Origin of the sequence: Butyrivibrio sp. VCB2006, from assembly GCF_000420945.1 — a bacterium.
GTDB lineage: Bacteria > Bacillota > Clostridia > Lachnospirales > Lachnospiraceae > Butyrivibrio.
This window is the reverse complement of sequence record NZ_ATVX01000005.1, coordinates 98,545-114,043: the sequence shown is the minus strand read 5'-3', so window position 1 is coordinate 114,043 and position 15,499 is coordinate 98,545. Positions and strand designations below refer to the sequence as shown.

General features: G+C 44.6%; 13 protein-coding genes. All 13 read right to left on the bottom strand.

Features of this window, described 5'->3' with window-relative positions; all coding sequences use genetic code 11:
* Nucleotide 1 precedes the first annotated feature (1 nt).
* On the bottom strand, nt 2-409 hold the full coding sequence (locus tag G613_RS0106350; RefSeq protein WP_029231858.1) for a hypothetical protein: 408 nt from the start codon (nt 407-409) through the stop codon (nt 2-4).
* A 19-nt stretch (nt 410-428) separates the two neighbouring features.
* On the bottom strand, nt 429-1,199 hold the full coding sequence (locus G613_RS0106345; protein ID WP_029231857.1) for a ComF family protein: 771 nt from the start codon (nt 1,197-1,199) through the stop codon (nt 429-431).
* The gene (recD2, locus tag G613_RS0106340) at nt 1,183-3,453 is read right to left on the bottom strand and encodes an SF1B family DNA helicase RecD2 (RefSeq protein WP_330361447.1); all 2,271 of its coding nucleotides are present in this window, start codon (nt 3,451-3,453) and stop codon (nt 1,183-1,185) included. The genes G613_RS0106345 and recD2 overlap by 17 nt, the downstream gene beginning before the upstream one ends.
* Before the next feature lie 80 nt (nt 3,454-3,533).
* Nucleotides 3,534-3,956, bottom strand: a complete 423-nt coding sequence (locus G613_RS0106335) for a hypothetical protein (RefSeq protein WP_029231855.1) — start codon at nt 3,954-3,956, stop codon at nt 3,534-3,536.
* A gap of 37 nt (nt 3,957-3,993) precedes the next feature.
* Nucleotides 3,994-4,824: a flagellar hook-basal body protein gene (locus G613_RS0106330; RefSeq protein ID WP_029231854.1), complete on the bottom strand. Its 831-nt coding sequence runs from the start codon at nt 4,822-4,824 to the stop codon at nt 3,994-3,996.
* Nucleotides 4,825-4,937: 113 nt separating this feature from the next.
* Nucleotides 4,938-5,795 carry a flagellar hook-basal body protein gene (locus G613_RS0106325; protein ID WP_029231853.1) on the bottom strand — a complete coding sequence of 286 codons (858 nt, stop codon included), beginning with the start codon at nt 5,793-5,795 and terminating at the stop codon, nt 4,938-4,940.
* Nucleotides 5,796-5,851: 56 nt separating this feature from the next.
* On the bottom strand, nt 5,852-6,844 hold the full coding sequence (locus tag G613_RS0106320; protein WP_029231852.1) for a rod shape-determining protein: 993 nt from the start codon (nt 6,842-6,844) through the stop codon (nt 5,852-5,854).
* Nucleotides 6,845-6,988: 144 nt separating this feature from the next.
* Nucleotides 6,989-9,865: an excinuclease ABC subunit UvrA gene (gene uvrA, locus G613_RS0106315; protein WP_051151045.1), complete on the bottom strand. Its 2,877-nt coding sequence runs from the start codon at nt 9,863-9,865 to the stop codon at nt 6,989-6,991.
* 57 nt (nt 9,866-9,922) lie between these two features.
* Nucleotides 9,923-11,914 (bottom strand): excinuclease ABC subunit UvrB, encoded by a 1,992-nt coding sequence (gene uvrB, locus G613_RS0106310; protein ID WP_029231850.1) that lies wholly within the window; start codon nt 11,912-11,914, stop codon nt 9,923-9,925.
* Nucleotides 11,915-12,014: 100 nt separating this feature from the next.
* Complete coding sequence (locus tag G613_RS0106305) at nt 12,015-12,257, bottom strand: hypothetical protein (RefSeq protein WP_029231849.1); 243 nt, start codon at nt 12,255-12,257, stop codon at nt 12,015-12,017.
* Nucleotides 12,254-13,231, bottom strand: coding sequence for a serine/threonine protein kinase (locus G613_RS0106300; RefSeq protein WP_029231848.1), 978 nt, complete (start codon nt 13,229-13,231; stop codon nt 12,254-12,256). Before G613_RS0106300 ends, G613_RS0106305 begins: the two co-directional genes overlap by 4 nt.
* A gap of 7 nt (nt 13,232-13,238) precedes the next feature.
* On the bottom strand, nt 13,239-14,021 hold the full coding sequence (locus G613_RS0106295; protein ID WP_029231847.1) for a PP2C family protein-serine/threonine phosphatase: 783 nt from the start codon (nt 14,019-14,021) through the stop codon (nt 13,239-13,241).
* A gap of 149 nt (nt 14,022-14,170) precedes the next feature.
* Nucleotides 14,171-15,496 (bottom strand): S41 family peptidase, encoded by a 1,326-nt coding sequence (locus G613_RS0106290; RefSeq protein WP_029674615.1) that lies wholly within the window; start codon nt 15,494-15,496, stop codon nt 14,171-14,173.
* Between the last annotated feature and the right edge of the window lie 3 nt (nt 15,497-15,499).

The following is a 15,499-nucleotide window of genomic DNA, read 5'->3' as shown; positions in this document are numbered from 1 at the left end:
CTTATGTATCCAGGAAGCGCATACCAGCCTTCTGCTCCTTCTTAACCGGCTGCTGAACTGCAGGCTGCGGCTTTGCGAAAGTCTGGTTCAGATTATTAGCCATTGTTCCTTTACATTTTGCGCAAAATCTTCCTGTCTGAATAAGTTCTCCACAGTTCTCACACTGAAGCTGAATTGGAGAATCACTTGTAAACATGAGACGCTCTTCGCGAATCCACTGCTGAATCTGTTTGGTAGTTACGCCATTGTCATCAGCAATCTGTTTAAGTCCTGCACGCGGATTATCGACGATGTACTGCTTTACCTTTTGGAAATCTTCCTCGATGGCCTTCTTGCATGGATCACAAATAGGCTGACCACCGATGTAGTTAAACATTTTACCGCATCTTGCACAATTCCGTAAGTTCATAAAGTGACCTCCGTTTATTTTAAGTAGTTTGCCCGATTGCCAATGTCAGAAAATAGATTTTCTCAACTCCTGCAATCCGAAACTCGTGGGCGATCTCATCAATAGTACTTCCAGTTGTATAGATGTCATCGATAATAAGTATGCATTTAAATTTTACATCATTTCGGGCTATATTAAAAGCCTTTTTCAAATTATTGCGGCGGCCGCGAGCGTCTAATTTCTTCATTGGAAGCGTATTTTTATTCCTTTTTATAACATTTTTATAAACTGGAATTCCAAGCTCTCTTCCAACGCTTTTAGCATAAACATCCGCCTGGTTGTATCCTCTTTTTATCTGCTTGGGCTTGTACATCGGTACCGGGATTATGGCATCTATTCCAAGTCTCCTTAGTTCTTTTCCAAGGAGCCTCCCGGTAGCTTTTCCATAGAACCTTGCATACTCCTGCCTTCCCATGTACTTGAATTTATATATAGATCCCGAAATGCTTCTGTAATCAAATACAGAAAAGCCTCTGTCAAATACATGTCTTGTTTTGGCACAGTCCCTGCAGTACTCCCTCTCCTGTTCGCTTCCCGGAAGAGGTTTTCCGCACTTCATGCAGGTATTACCCCTCACATATCGGATTTTCTTTGCGCAGTCCCTATGTATCATTCTGCCAAAAGAAATGCTTCCATCCGTAGTCTCTACGTAAGGCAAAAGCTCATCGCAAATCGGGCAGTGCCCCGGATATACCACATCCAGAACCTTGTCCTTAAGCCTAAGCACATTATTTTTATAACTCTGAAGCATTAAAAATCTCTACTATCCTATCCATCAGTCCTGTATATCTTCGCAGCTGCTGCTCATTGTCAACCATACTGAACAACGTCTGGCTGCTGCCCAAAATACACACCGTACTCTTAGCCCTGGTAACAGCTGTATATAATAGATTCCTGTTGAGAAGCATCCTGGGGCCTCCCAAGATTGGCATGATAACAGCCGGATACTCGCTTCCCTGTGACTTATGGATGGTTATGGCATATGAAAGCTCAATCTCATCAAGCTCTGAGAAGGGATATCTCACGCGTCTGTGCTCATCATATTCAACCACAAGTTCCTGCGAATACTCGTTGATCTCCCTGACAATGCCCATATCTCCGTTGAATATTCCCATGCCTGAATCTATAGCAACGTTGTATTTGCCCATAACCTCCCACTGCGCCTGGTAATTATTCCTGATCTGCATGACCTTGTCACCCTCGCGGATAATCTGGTCGCCGTAGGTGTGCTCCTTCTTACTTGGATCCGGCGGATTCAAATACTCCTGAAGCACAAGATTAAGCTGAATCGCGCCTAGAGGTCCCTTCCTCATTGGTGTCAGCACCTGTATATCATAGGAGTCCGCCCCAACATAGCCCGGGAGCTTGTCCCTTATGAGCTGTATCATGTGCTTATAAATGACATTACTGTCATCTCTTTCCAGAAAAAAGAAATCCTTACTCTTATTATCAATCACAGGCTTCTCACCGTTATGAATCCTGTGGGCATTCATAACTATGTCGCTCTCCTCCGCCTGCCTGAATATCTTCTGAAGCGTTATTGTGGAAAACTTACCGCTGTTTATCAGATCCTTAAGGACCTGTCCGGGGCCTACGCTTGGAAGCTGTGAGCTGTCTCCTACCAAAATCAGATGTGTTCCCGGCACCAGCGCCTTTAGAAGCGCGTAAAAGAGATGAATATCCACCATGGACATCTCATCAATAATTATGGCATCCACCTCAAGGGGATTATCCCTGTTCTTCTCAAAATGAACTCCCCCGGAGCGACCGTCATCATCATCGCTCACCTGACCTGAAACCTCAAGAAGTCTGTGTATTGTTCTGGCCTCATACCCTGTAGCCTCGGTCATTCTCTTGGCAGCTCTGCCTGTAGGCGCCGCCAGCATAATATCCAGGCCCTCACCGGCGTAGTAATTGATTATGGTGTTGATGGTTGTGGTCTTACCTGTTCCCGGTCCACCAGTGATTATGACAATGCCGTTGGAGATACTTTTTAATACTGCTTCTCTCTGCAGATCATCAAGGCAAACTCCGCGTCTTTCCTCAATCTCTTTTATCTTAGACAGGCACTGCTGCCTCTCAGAATCCGTCACCTTTTCCTCAAGGTTAAGGCCCTCCAGCATAACTGCACAGCCCTGCTCCTCGTAATAGTAGCTGGCGGCATATATCTGGTCCTCATTCTTGCTGACCAGCTTTTTATCCATCATGAGGTTTCCAATCTGAGCCTTGACACTCTCCCTGTCAATTACCTCCTGTGGTCCGCCGGACAATATCTCCACAGTCCTGTCTATAAGCTGCTCCAGTGGCAGATAGGTATTACCATCAAGCGATGCCTGCAAAAGACAATACAAAATGCCAGACTTGATTCGATACTCGGAATCCACTGCAATTCCGACTTTCCCTGCAATCTCGTCAGCTGTCTTAAAGCCCACACCGCTGATATCATCCGCAAGCTGATAGGGATTTTCCTTGATGATCGCGTAAATCCTGCTTCCGTACTGGTTGAATATCTTAACAGCCAGCGTATTGCTGATTCCATATTGCTGTAAAAAGATCATTGCATCTCGCATTTCTCTTTTTTCAGCCATCTGAATCGCTATATCTATGGCCTTCTTCTCACTGATTCCCTTAACTTCTGCCAGACGCTCAGGCTCATCCTCAATAATTCTAAAGGTGTCATCCCCAAACATTTTGACAATCCTGGCTGCCAGAGCCTCTCCAACTCCCCTGATGGCGCCGGAGCCAAGGTACCTTTGCATAGATACAGCATCCTCAGGGACAATCACCTTGAACCTCACCACTTTAAGCTGCTCGCCATACACAGGATGGGTGACAAAAGAGCCCTCAACCTCCAGAAAGTCTCCCACATCCGCATCCTTAAATGTTCCTGTGCAGATTATCTCCTCATCCTCCGAAACCAGGTTAACAACCCCATATCCATTTTCAGCATTCTTGTATATAAAATGCTCAATATAACCTTTAATAATCTCGTTCTCGTTTTCCATAATAGGCATTATAGCATAATAAAAAGCGCATGATTCTTAAGATTTCTTAAGAATTACGCGCTTTATCAATCATTTTTATTTTATTCTTCGACATCCTCTGTTTCTACCGCACTTGCAGCAGCTTCAGGAGCTGTTGGAATATCATAATTTCGTTTAAGATTTTCATATAACATCTGGGCGAAACCATTACTTTGAGTCTCTACTGCGCTTCCGCAGATATCCTGAAGTGTTTCACCTTTAAAATAATCCACAAGAGTCTGTGTGGATTTATCTCCCCCATCAGGTTTGATGGCATCTACAGACTTTTGCATTTCCTTAAACATCTGCTCCAGGAAGTATGCTTCAAAGCTTTTACAAGCAGCCCACAGTTCATCGTCTGAAGACTTGTCCGATACACTGCTTACCTTGTTCTTAACAAGTTCAGCAGAAGCATTCTTACTTTCGCTTAGTGCAAATTCAGTTAAAGCAGTGGCATTGAGCCCCTTAATATCTAATGATGCCATAGTCTTCCCCCGCTATCGCATTATCTATGCTTTACTATTATCTCTTAAGTCCGTTAGCTGTCTGCATCATCTCATCAGTTGTCTGGATCGCTGTTGAGTTCATTTCATATGCTCTCTGAGCTACGATCAGGTTAACCATCTCTGTTGCTACGTTTACGTTGGAGCCTTCAAGATATCCCTGAACGATTTCACTTGGCTTAATAGCACCTGCTGCTGTTGACTCGTTAATAGCATTTCCACTTGCAGGAGTCTCCTTAAATGCTACGCTTCCAACTCTCTCAAGGCCTTCTCTGTTAGGAAACTGCCACAAGCCAACCTGGAATCCTAGTTCCTGTGGAACGCCCTGCTCATCAGGATAATAAACCTTTCCGTCACCACCGATTGTAATACGGCTTGCTACTCTGTTTCCGTCTACTACGATCTCTTTTCCTGTAGTATCAAGTACTTTATTACCCTCTGCAGTAGTCAGAACCAGTGATGTTCCTCCTGCCTCAGAAAGTGCCCAGCTGAAGTTACCATTTCTCGTATAAAGCTGAGTCGTTCCATCACTATCGAAGTAGCTAAAGAAGCCATCTCCACTGATAGCCATAGCTGCAGGGTTATCATTGGTCAAAAAAGATCCCTGCTTAAAGAACTGATTTATGGACGCAACTCTGGTTCCTAAGCCTACCTGAGAGGTAACTGGCTTGGGAGCACCATTTGCTGTAGTTGTAACTGTCTGAAGTTCCTGATAAAGGAGAGATTTAAACTGAGCGCCTTGCGCTTTATATCCTGCGGTATTAACGTTGGCAAGGTTATTAGATATAGTATCAACATTCGTCTGCTGGGCATTCATACCCGTTGCAGCGGACCATAAACTTCTTACCATAAGCCACCTCCGATTTCGATAATGCCATATTACCGTCCTCCGTGACTGGTAATCTTTGTTCTATCTATATATCGGTTTCAGCATCAGATTACTTTATTAAAATTTTCTAAATTTTAACCGATCCTTCCAATCTGATTAGCTGCAATTTCAAGTGTACCATCTATAGTAGTGATCATTCTCTGGTTGGTGTCATAATTTCTCTGGGTAGCAATCATATTAACCATTTCATCTACAACAGATACATTGGACTGTTCAAGGAATCCCGGATAAACTGTAGGGAATTCCAAAGCTGTAGCTTCAACATTCTCATCAACCGGAATATAGAAGTTTTCACCATAGTGTAGAAGATTGTCATAAGAATAGCGGCCATCAGGATATTCGGTTGCCTCAAAGTCGTAAACGCCAAGTATAGCCACAACTTCGCCGTCCTGAATAAGTTCGCCTGTAGTATTTGTCTGAACAGGAATCTGTGTATCAAGCTTTATGCGCTTGCCCTTATTATCAAGAACAAAATCTCCATCCTGAGTTGTAAGATAACCTTCCTCAGGCTTTTTAGGATCAAGGATCTTAAGAGTAAAGCAGCCATCTCTGGTGTACATGATATCCTGTTGTTCCTTGGTATCTCTTTCGATATTTATAGCCTTATTTGTGTAATCCACAGCAAAAAAGCCACGTCCAGCTATAGCGAAGTCGAAGGTGTTTTGTGTCTCCTTCATTGGTCCTTCGGTCCAGTCAACGTAGCTTTCCCCTATTTTTACACCAGGATTAATAATGCCCAGTCCACGTGCAGTGTTGGGAGCATCAGTATAATCCTTTATCTTCAGCGCAAGCTGATCCTTAAAAGCTCGCGCTGTTAATCCTTCTTTTTTGTAACCATTGGTGTCGGCATTAGCAAGATTGTTGGTCAGCACATCCATTCTGCGCTGTTCGTTGATCATACCTGTGTAAGCAGTGTAAAGACCCTTTACCATCCAATTTTCCTCATACCATCCTGGTCTTATCGCCCATTCAGTCCATGAACAGGGTATTAATCCTCGTGGAAACCAACGATAAATTCTACATAACGACCGGTTCCGATAGCAACTGCTGTCATAGGATCCTCTGCAGTCATTGTGTTGATGCCTGTCTTAGAATAGATAAGATCTTCAAGTCCACGAAGAAGAGCTCCACCACCGGTAAGAACAATTCCTCTGTCTGCAATATCTGCAGCAAGCTCAGGTGGTGTATTCTCAAGAACGCTGTGGATAGCCTCGATAATCTGTGATGTAGGTTCTCTGAGAGCTTCCTCTGTTTCCTCAGATGATACTCTTACTGTCTTAGGAAGACCTGTTACAAGGTTTCTACCTCTGACATCCATGTAATCATCCTCAGCACGTGGGTAAGCTGATCCAATCTTGATCTTAATATCTTCTGCAGTACGATCACCGATAAGAAGATTGTGCTTCTTTCTCATGTAACGAACGATAGCTTCGTCGAAGTCATCTCCGGCAACCTTAACTGATGTACTTACAACTGTACCACCAAGAGAAATAACAGCGATATCAGATGTACCACCACCGATATCTACGATCATATTTCCGCATGGCTTTGTAATATCAATACCTGCTCCGATAGCAGCAGCGATAGGCTCTTCGATTGTCTTAACATCTCTTGCGCCGCAAAGTCTTGTAGCATCTTCAACGGCCTTCTTCTCAACCTCAGTAGCACCACTAGGAACACATACAGCGATGAAAGGCTTACGATGGATTCTACGTCCGATAGCCTTCTTGATGAAATATCTCATCATCTGCTCTGTGATCTTGTAGTTAGAAATAACGCCCTGACGAAGTGGTCTGACAGCTACAATGTTACCCGGTGTACGACCAAGCATAAGTCTTGCATCCTCACCGATAGCCTTGATCTCTTCTGTATCTCTGTCATATGCCACAACTGATGGCTCTTTTAAAACGACACCCTTACCTCTGATGTAAACAAGTACAGAGGCTGTTCCTAAATCAATTCCAATGTCTGCGTACTGCATATTTCCTTAGTACCCCTTTCAAATGTAAAGCAAAACATACTAGTTTTGCCAATTAGCTCATAATATCATTACGATTATAAACCAAAAATGCACCGTTGAAAAGGGGCACACCTTTCCTGTAAGTATATCGGCAACTTAAAGGCCCTACTTTAGCATCTTTTTTATGTACGCACCTGTGTAGGATTTTTTGCACTTGGCAACCTGCTCTGGAGTGCCGGATACTACTACTGTTCCGCCGCCGGAACCTCCTTCCGGTCCCATATCGATAATATAGTCACCTGTCTTGATAACATCCAGGTTATGCTCGATAACCACAACAGTATTGCCCTGCTCAACAAGCTTGTGCATGATCTTGACCAGCTTTTGAACATCCGCAAAATGAAGTCCCGTTGTAGGCTCATCAAGGATATAAACAGTCTTACCTGTTCCAACCTTACTAAGCTCTGTTGCAAGCTTGATACGCTGAGCCTCACCACCTGACAACTCTGTACTTGGCTGGCCAAGCTTAATATAGCCAAGACCTACATCGTACAGTGTCTGGATCTTACGCTTAATGGTCTTAACATTCTCAAAGAAGCCGAGAGCCTCTTCCACAGTCATATCAAGAACATCATAGATACTCTTGCCCTTATACTTAACTTCAAGAGTCTCATGATTGTATCTCATTCCCTTACAAACTTCGCAAGGTACATAAACATCCGGAAGGAAATGCATCTCAATCTTGATGATTCCGTCACCGCCGCAGGCTTCGCATCGTCCACCCTTGACGTTAAAAGAAAATCTGCCTTTCTTGTAGCCCCTTGCCTTGGCATCAGGCGTTCCTGCAAACAGGTCTCTGATCATATCAAACACACCTGTGTAGGTTGCAGGGTTAGATCTTGGGGTACGTCCGATAGGTGACTGGTCAATGGCAATAACCTTGTCCACCTGGTCAAGGCCTTGAATATCCTTGTGCTTACCGGGAATACATCTTGCTCTGTTAAGATCTCTTGCAAGACGCTTATACAAAATCTCATTAACCAGAGAGCTCTTTCCTGAGCCGGAAACACCGGTAACTATGGTCATAACTCCAAGAGGAATCTCAACATCAATATTCTTAAGGTTATTCTCCTGTGCTCCTATAACCTTGATAAATCCTGTGGGCTTTCTCCTGTCCGCAGGAACCTCGATCTTGAGCTTTCCTGACAGATACTGGCCTGTAATGGACTCTTTTACCTGCATGATCTCTTCTGCGGTACCGGTAGCAACAATCTTGCCTCCGTGAGAACCCGCTCCCGGTCCAACGTCAACGATGTAATCTGCTGCCCTCATGGTATCCTCATCATGCTCTACCACAATAAGAGTGTTGCCCAAGTCTCTTAAGTTCTTGAGGGTATTAAGAAGCTTATCGTTATCTCTCTGATGAAGGCCGATACTTGGCTCATCCAGAATGTAACAAACGCCGCAAAGTCCCGAACCGATCTGGGTTGCCAGTCTTATTCTCTGGGCCTCTCCTCCGGAAAGAGTTCCGGTGGCTCTTGAAAGAGACAGATAATCCAGTCCTACATCGATAAGGAATCCCACTCTCGCCCTGATCTCCTTGAGGACCTGAGATCCGATAACCATCTGATGCTCAGACAGATTAAGATTCTCGAGATAATCATGGAGTTCACCGATAGACATGGAAGTGATCTCAAAGATATTCTTGTCATCAATTGTTACGGCAAGAGACTCCTTTTTAAGTCTTTGTCCGCCGCAGAGCTGACAAGGCGTAATTCTCATATATTCCTCGTACTCTGCTTTCATATTCTCAGAGAAGGTCTCTTTATATCTCTGCTCAACATTCTTGATAAGACCATCAAAAAGAACCGGATAATCCCCTACACCTCGGCTGCCTTCGTAGTGAACCATAACCTGTTTGTCCGCGCCATGGATCAGCATATGGCGAACATTCTCAGGAAGATCCTGATAAGGAGTATCAAGACTAAACTTATAAGCCTTGGCAAGAGCCTTCAGGGTAGCATTGGTAAAGCTGCCTTCCTTATTGGAGGACTGCCATCCCATAACCACGATACATCCGTCATTAAGAGACAGACTCTTGTCAGGAATCATCAGATCCTCATCAAACTCCATCTTGTAGCCAAGTCCAAAACAGTCAGGGCAGGCACCAAATGGGTTGTTAAAAGAAAAGCTTCTTGGCTCAATCTCCGGAATGCTGACGCCGCAGTCAGGGCAGGCGAAGTTCTGGCTAAAACTAAGCTCTTTTCCATCTATAACATCCACTAAAAGAAGTCCGTCCGCCAGTGCCAGTGCACTTTCTACGGAATCGGTAAGTCTTCTCCTAAGATTCTCGTTATCCTTGTGAACCACAATTCTATCTACAATAATCTCGATAGAATGCTTGATATTCTTGTCCAGCTTGATTTCTTCTTCTGAAATCTCGTACTGGCTTCCGTCAATCCTTGCTCTTACATAACCGGCGCGCCTTGCTCTGTCCAGAGTCTTGGCATGTTCACCCTTCTTGCCGCGCACTACGGGAGCCATGATCTGAATCTTGGTATCTTCTCCAAGAGCCATGATCTGATCGCACATTTCATCCACAGTCTGGCGGCGGATTTCTCTTCCGCAGTTAGGACAGTGAGGAATACCTATTCTCGCATACAAAAGTCTAAAGTGATCATAGATCTCTGTCACGGTTCCCACTGTAGATCTTGGGTTCTTGTTGGTAGACTTCTGATCAATAGAGATTGTAGGTGACAATCCCTCGATTCGCTCTACATTAGGCTTATCCATCTGTCCCAGGAACATTCTGGCATAGGATGACAAAGACTCCATGTAGCGCCTCTGGCCCTCAGCAAAAATAGTGTCGAAGGCCAGTGAAGACTTGCCTGAACCGGAAAGGCCGGTAAATACTGTCAAAGTCTCCCTTGGAATCTTCACACTTACATTCTTAAGATTATGTTCATTGGCACCACGAACCCTGATATAGTCATGGATATCAGAGGGCAAAATCCTCTTGGTGGTGGTGTTTTTCTTGGTCATCTTGCTGTTTTCTACTGTCATACTTTACTCCAATATATTCTCATATAGCGGTAACGATTATTTTCCCTCAGTCAGTTCATTAAGTATCTTCTTAAGTTCAATCATCTGATCACGCAGGGATGCAGCAGTCTCGAAGTCCAGCTCTGTAGCTGCTCTCTTCATCTTCTTCTGAACCTGTCCGATCAGCTTCTCCAGTTCAGCCTGATCCATAGACTCAGGATCCTTCTCAAACTTAATCTCTTCCTTGGCAATAGCCTTGGTTACGGCGATAAGATCTCTGACAGCCTTCTTGATAGTCTGAGGAGTTATGCCGTGTTCCTCGTTGTACTTCTCCTGAATAGCACGACGTCTCTTGGTCTCATCGATGGCCTTCTGCATGGAGTCGGTCATGTTATCAGCGTACATGATAACTCTGCCTTCTGCATTTCTGGCTGCTCGTCCAATAGTCTGAATAAGCGATGTCTCAGATCTCAGGAAGCCCTCTTTATCTGCATCAATAATAGCAACCAGAGAAATCTCCGGAATGTCCAGACCTTCTCTTAGAAGGTTGATACCAACCAGTACGTCGAAGACATCAAGTCGCATATCTCTGATAATCTCCGATCTCTCCAGGGTATCTATATCTGAGTGCAGGTACTTAACTCTGATTCCGGACTCTGCCAGGTACTCTGTTAAGTCCTCTGCCATTCTCTTAGTCAGGGTTGTGACAAGAACCTTATTCTTTTTGTCAACTTCAGTCCTGATTTCACCAATCAGATCGTCAATCTGCCCCTCTACCGGCCTTACCGAAATCTCAGGGTCCAAAAGACCTGTCGGCCTGATAACCTGTTCTGTACGTAGAAGCTCATGCTCCTCCTCGTATTTGCCCGGAGTTGCAGAGCAGAACAGCATCTGGTCAATATGAGACTCAAACTCCTCAAAATTAAGAGGTCTGTTATCCAGGGCAGACGGAAGTCTGAAGCCATAGTCAACAAGCGTTAATTTCCTGCTTCTGTCCCCGTGGTACATTGCGCCAACCTGGGGAATCGTCATGTGGGACTCGTCCACTATGATCAGGAAATCTCTGTCAAAGAAGTCTAAAAGTGTAAGCGGCGGCTCTCCCGGCTTCATAAAGTTAAGATGCCTTGAATAGTTCTCAATACCGGAGCAAAAGCCCGTTTCCCTCATCATTTCCACATCAAAGTTCGTTCTCTCGGAAATTCTCTGGGCCTCAATAAGCCTGTCCTCGCCCTTAAAGAACTTTATCTGTTCCTCCAGCTCTTTTTCTATATTGTCGCAGGCCATATTTATCTTTTCCTGAGGGACAACATAGTGAGATGCAGGATATATCATCACGTGGGACAGCTCGCTTCTGACCTTGGCTGTCACCGGCTCAATCTCGCAGATTCTGTCAATCTCATCCCCGAAGAACTCCACCCGGATAAGATAGTCGTCAGCATTGGCAGGGAAAATCTCGATTGTATCACCGCGAACTCTGAAATTACATCTGCTAAGCTCCAGGTCATTGCGGTTATACTGGATAGCCACCAGTTCCTTGATGGTCTCATCCCTGTCCTTGCGCATTCCGGGCCTCAAAGAAATAGACATTCCCTTAAATTCCTCAGGACTACCCAGACCGTAAATACAGGACACGCTGGCCACGACAATTACATCCTTGCGCTCCGCAAGAGAGGCCGTAGCAGAAAGACGAAGCTTATCAATCTCGTCATTGATGGAAGAATCCTTGGCAATATATGTATCTGTCTGGGGAACGTAGGCCTCCGGCTGATAGTAATCATAGTAGGAAACAAAGTATTCCACCGCGTTCTCAGGAAAGAACTCCTTCATCTCGCCGTAGAGCTGACCTGCAAGGGTCTTATTATGAGAAATGATCAGCGTAGGCTTCTGCAAAGCCTGGATAACGTTGGCCATGGTAAAAGTCTTACCTGAACCCGTAACTCCAAGGAGGGTTTCAAACTGATTTCCAGCCTTAAAACCTTCCACCAGCTCTTTGATAGCCCGAGGCTGATCACCTGTAGGTTTAAAATCACTATGTAACTTAAACTCCATATATGCGCACCCATTCTCAAAAATGATTTAAAGCACTCAATTCATGCTGAAAGTATACCATCAATAAAAACTAATGTCCATATATTTCCAGAACGTATGTTCACGCAAGATTCAGCGAATCATAGGTATATACCAGATCCTGTTCAATCACAAAATCGTCCTCCGCAAAATCCTCGCTGTAATCCGCTGTCTCCAGAAGCCTTGTGGTGCACATAGCAGCTGTAGCCTTACCTTCCACAGCCCTCACCGGCTCCTCCTTCTCGTCTCCGAGAAGGCTTCCAACGCCCAATATAACCACCAATGCCACCAAAACACTGATGAAAGTATATACAAAAATCATCATTCTTTTTCTAATACCTCTCTACTTACAAATTCCTCTATCCATGATCTGGCATAGCCAAACCTCTGCCTCACAACCGGCATTCGAACAGACATATCATTGGCAGCCAGGCTCTTTATTTCCTCCGCTTTCAGGATTCCTCCTGAGATAACAACAGAGAAAAGAGCTGCTGCCGCCGTAAGCTTAATTCCCTGCAGGATCCTGCGAAGTCTCTTCTTTTTGGGAAGCTCTGTAAGAGAACTCTGTATTTCCGCAAAGGACTTAAATCTATCCTCTCTGTCGGCCCGTGTACACTTATCGATTATTCCAAGGACTTCCCTTGAAACTCCCTTTATTCCGTTCTTTTTATAGCTCATCACCTGATCCATATCCTTGGTATCCACACCGGATATGAGCTGCAAAAGAGTCATGCCAAAACAGTAAATATCTGTTCTTGGATCCGTCTGACCAAGGTTCCCAAACTGCTCCGGCGCCGCAAATCCCAGAGTTCCCAGATTCAAAGTATCCTCAAGTTCGCCCCTTTCAAAGACTCTCGCCGCCCCGAAATCAATGAGGCAAATATGGCCATCCGGCTTTAATACCACGTTGGCAGGCTTTAAATCTCTGTAAATTATGGGCTGCCTAAGGCCGTGCAGATATCTCATTATCCCCGAAAGCTCGTAGGCAATCCTCACTGCCTCCTTTTCGGAAAAGACACCCCTTGTCAAAAGAACCTTCTCAAGACTGTTACCCGGCACATATTCCAAAACGATTTCTTCCGCCGATTTTTCATAGAGCTTTGGCACAGCTCCGTGGTCAATCATATTAAGAATTCTGGCTTCACTGGCCATATTCTTTTTCTCTATCTCATCAGCTTTACCCTCTGCCTGTTTGCAGCGCTTTATAGTGACAAGCTGCCCCGACCGGGTATCTTTTTCCAGAAATGCATTGCAGTTTCCGCCGCTTCCAAGGGGCCTGATTATCCTATATCTCAACATGGCCACCTCACATTTCAAGGCACATTGCAGCCACGGAAATATTGTCATCTTCCCTGTTATCCTTGGCTGCTTCCACCATTTTTTTACACTGTCCCAGCATATCCTCATCAGTCAGACACATCTGCGGGCATAGCCTCTTTCTAAGCTGTTCTCCATCAAGGGTTCTCCAAAAGCCATCGCTGCAGGCCACAATTGTGGTATTTCCTTTTAGCTGGCCCTTCCTTACCTCCGGCTCCGGAGCATGGGATGTGCCAAGGCACTGCAAAAGAACTGATTTCTCCTGATCTTCCAAAGCTTCACTCTCGGAAATAATTCCCTTGTCCAGCTTATCCTGAACAACGCTCTGGTCCTTAGTAAGCCTCTCAACTTCCTTGGCTCTTACAGCATAGATCCTGGAATCTCCCACATTTACCGTCATGTACCTGGTTCCTATCTGTATCAGGGCTGCCAGCGTTGTTCCCAGCTGCACTCCTCTGTGCTTTCCGTACCTTTTAAGGTCGCCGTTTATTCTCCTTACCATCCTGTCAAAAGAACTCTCGACAGCGTCCCATAGTTCGTTTTCCGACATATTCTGGAGAAGACTCAATTCCTCATGGAACCAGGACTCAAGGGTTCTGATCGCCTTACAGCTTGCCACTTCTCCCTTGGACAAGCCGCCCATCCCATCACAGATAGCAATCAAAGATATTCTTCCATGATTTCTTGTGTTGGCAACTTTTATAAGTGCCGCGTCCTGGTTAATTTCTCTGGTTGTACCTACATCAGTACAAATACATGCTTTTACTTTCATAACTTCCTTTCCTTACTAATCATTGCCTAAACAAAAAACGGAAAAAATGCTCGATCTGAGCTTTTCGAATGGGTAATTCCCAATCAACCGATAAAAAAATGACTGTGCCTAAGAATTAGACACAGTCATGAATAATACTAAATATGTTTTTATTTGTCAAGAAGCTCCATCATAACCTCTTTTGCCTTGTCAAGCTGAGTATCAGTCTTGTCCTTGGCATAGGCTTCTGCATCGTATTCAACCTCAACATCAGGTTCAATACCGACACCATGGATATTGATTCCGTTAGGTGTGAAATAGCTGCTTACTGTAAGCTTAACAGCTGTTCCGTCTCTGAGATCAAAGATTCTCTGAACAATCCCCTTACCGTAGGTGGTCTTACCTACCAGGGTTCCGATTCCGTAGTCCTTGATGGCTCCTGACAGAATCTCGCTGGCGCTGGCTGAATACTGATTAACCAGAACAACTACCGGAATATCTATTTCATGTTCGCCGTCACAGGTATAATCTTCTCTGTTGCCATCCCTGTCCTCGGTATAAACGATAATACCCTTTGGAAGGAGCTGTCTTGCTATATCACAAACAGTAGCAAGGTTTCCGCCAGGGTTAGATCTAAGGTCAATAATAAGTCCCTCTATATTCTCGGCACGAAGCTCAGCCATTCCCTCAACAAACTGCTGGTAAGTTACCTCATCAAACTCTGTGATCTTGAGATATCCGATTCCATTATCGAAAACCTCAGTGCTGACTGTAGGAACCTCAATCTGAGCACGCTCTACATCAACCTCAACATTGTCTGCACTACCTTCTCTGACCAAAGTCAGATGAACTGTAGTGCCTGCTTCACCCTTGATGCGGCCCACAACCTCTTCAAGGGAAAGTCCCTGTGTTGATTCCTTGTTGATCTCGTAAATGATATCGTCAACACACAGTTCTGCAGCTTCTGCAGGACTTCCAGGCATAACACCTGATATTCTTGCCATATTCAAAGTATTGTCAAAACTTACATAAGCACCGATGCCATAATACACACCTTTGGTGCTGTTCATCATTTCATCAAGCTCTTCTTCTGTGTAATAAACAGAATAGGGATCTCCCAAAGAATCCATAAGACCTTTGTAGATTCCGTTGGCCTCCTCCTGCTTATCAACATCAGTCTTGTAATAATAGGTGTCAATTACATCTTCAAGGGCCTGAATCTTGTTAAGGGTCTCATCACTTATGAGTTCGCTCCTTCCGCCGAGTCCAAGAACCGGTGAAATAGCGCTCTTACCCACAAAAAGCAAATATAAAACCACTGTGGAAACCACCAAAACCGAAGCAAGGAAGCCAATAAGAATTCCGGCTATGAACCTCTTGGTAAGTCTGGTATCTTTTCCATCCTGATTGTTCACACTGCCCGGACCAGTAACTACCTGATTATTGTAATCCATTACCGGTTCAGTAGACTGATTCAATCCATTATTACTATCCACTTA

Bases quoted from the DNA above. Each gene is read 5' to 3' on its own strand.
- G613_RS0106350 (WP_029231858.1), bottom strand. From the start codon at position 409: ATGAACTTACGGAATTGTGCAAGATGCGGTAAAATGTTTAACTACATC.
- G613_RS0106345 (WP_029231857.1), bottom strand. From the start codon at position 1,199: ATGCTTCAGAGTTATAAAAATAATGTGCTTAGGCTTAAGGACAAGGTT.
- recD2 (WP_330361447.1), bottom strand. From the start codon at position 3,453: ATGGAAAACGAGAACGAGATTATTAAAGGTTATATTGAGCATTTTATA.
- G613_RS0106335 (WP_029231855.1), bottom strand. From the start codon at position 3,956: ATGGCATCATTAGATATTAAGGGGCTCAATGCCACTGCTTTAACTGAA.
- G613_RS0106330 (WP_029231854.1), bottom strand. From the start codon at position 4,824: ATGGTAAGAAGTTTATGGTCCGCTGCAACGGGTATGAATGCCCAGCAG.
- G613_RS0106325 (WP_029231853.1), bottom strand. From the start codon at position 5,795: ATGGTAAAGGGTCTTTACACTGCTTACACAGGTATGATCAACGAACAG.
- G613_RS0106320 (WP_029231852.1), bottom strand. From the start codon at position 6,844: ATGCAGTACGCAGACATTGGAATTGATTTAGGAACAGCCTCTGTACTT.
- uvrA (WP_051151045.1), bottom strand. From the start codon at position 9,865: ATGACCAAGAAAAACACCACCACCAAGAGGATTTTGCCCTCTGATATC.
- uvrB (WP_029231850.1), bottom strand. From the start codon at position 11,914: ATGGAGTTTAAGTTACATAGTGATTTTAAACCTACAGGTGATCAGCCT.
- G613_RS0106305 (WP_029231849.1), bottom strand. From the start codon at position 12,257: ATGATGATTTTTGTATATACTTTCATCAGTGTTTTGGTGGCATTGGTG.
- G613_RS0106300 (WP_029231848.1), bottom strand. From the start codon at position 13,231: ATGTTGAGATATAGGATAATCAGGCCCCTTGGAAGCGGCGGAAACTGC.
- G613_RS0106295 (WP_029231847.1), bottom strand. From the start codon at position 14,021: ATGAAAGTAAAAGCATGTATTTGTACTGATGTAGGTACAACCAGAGAA.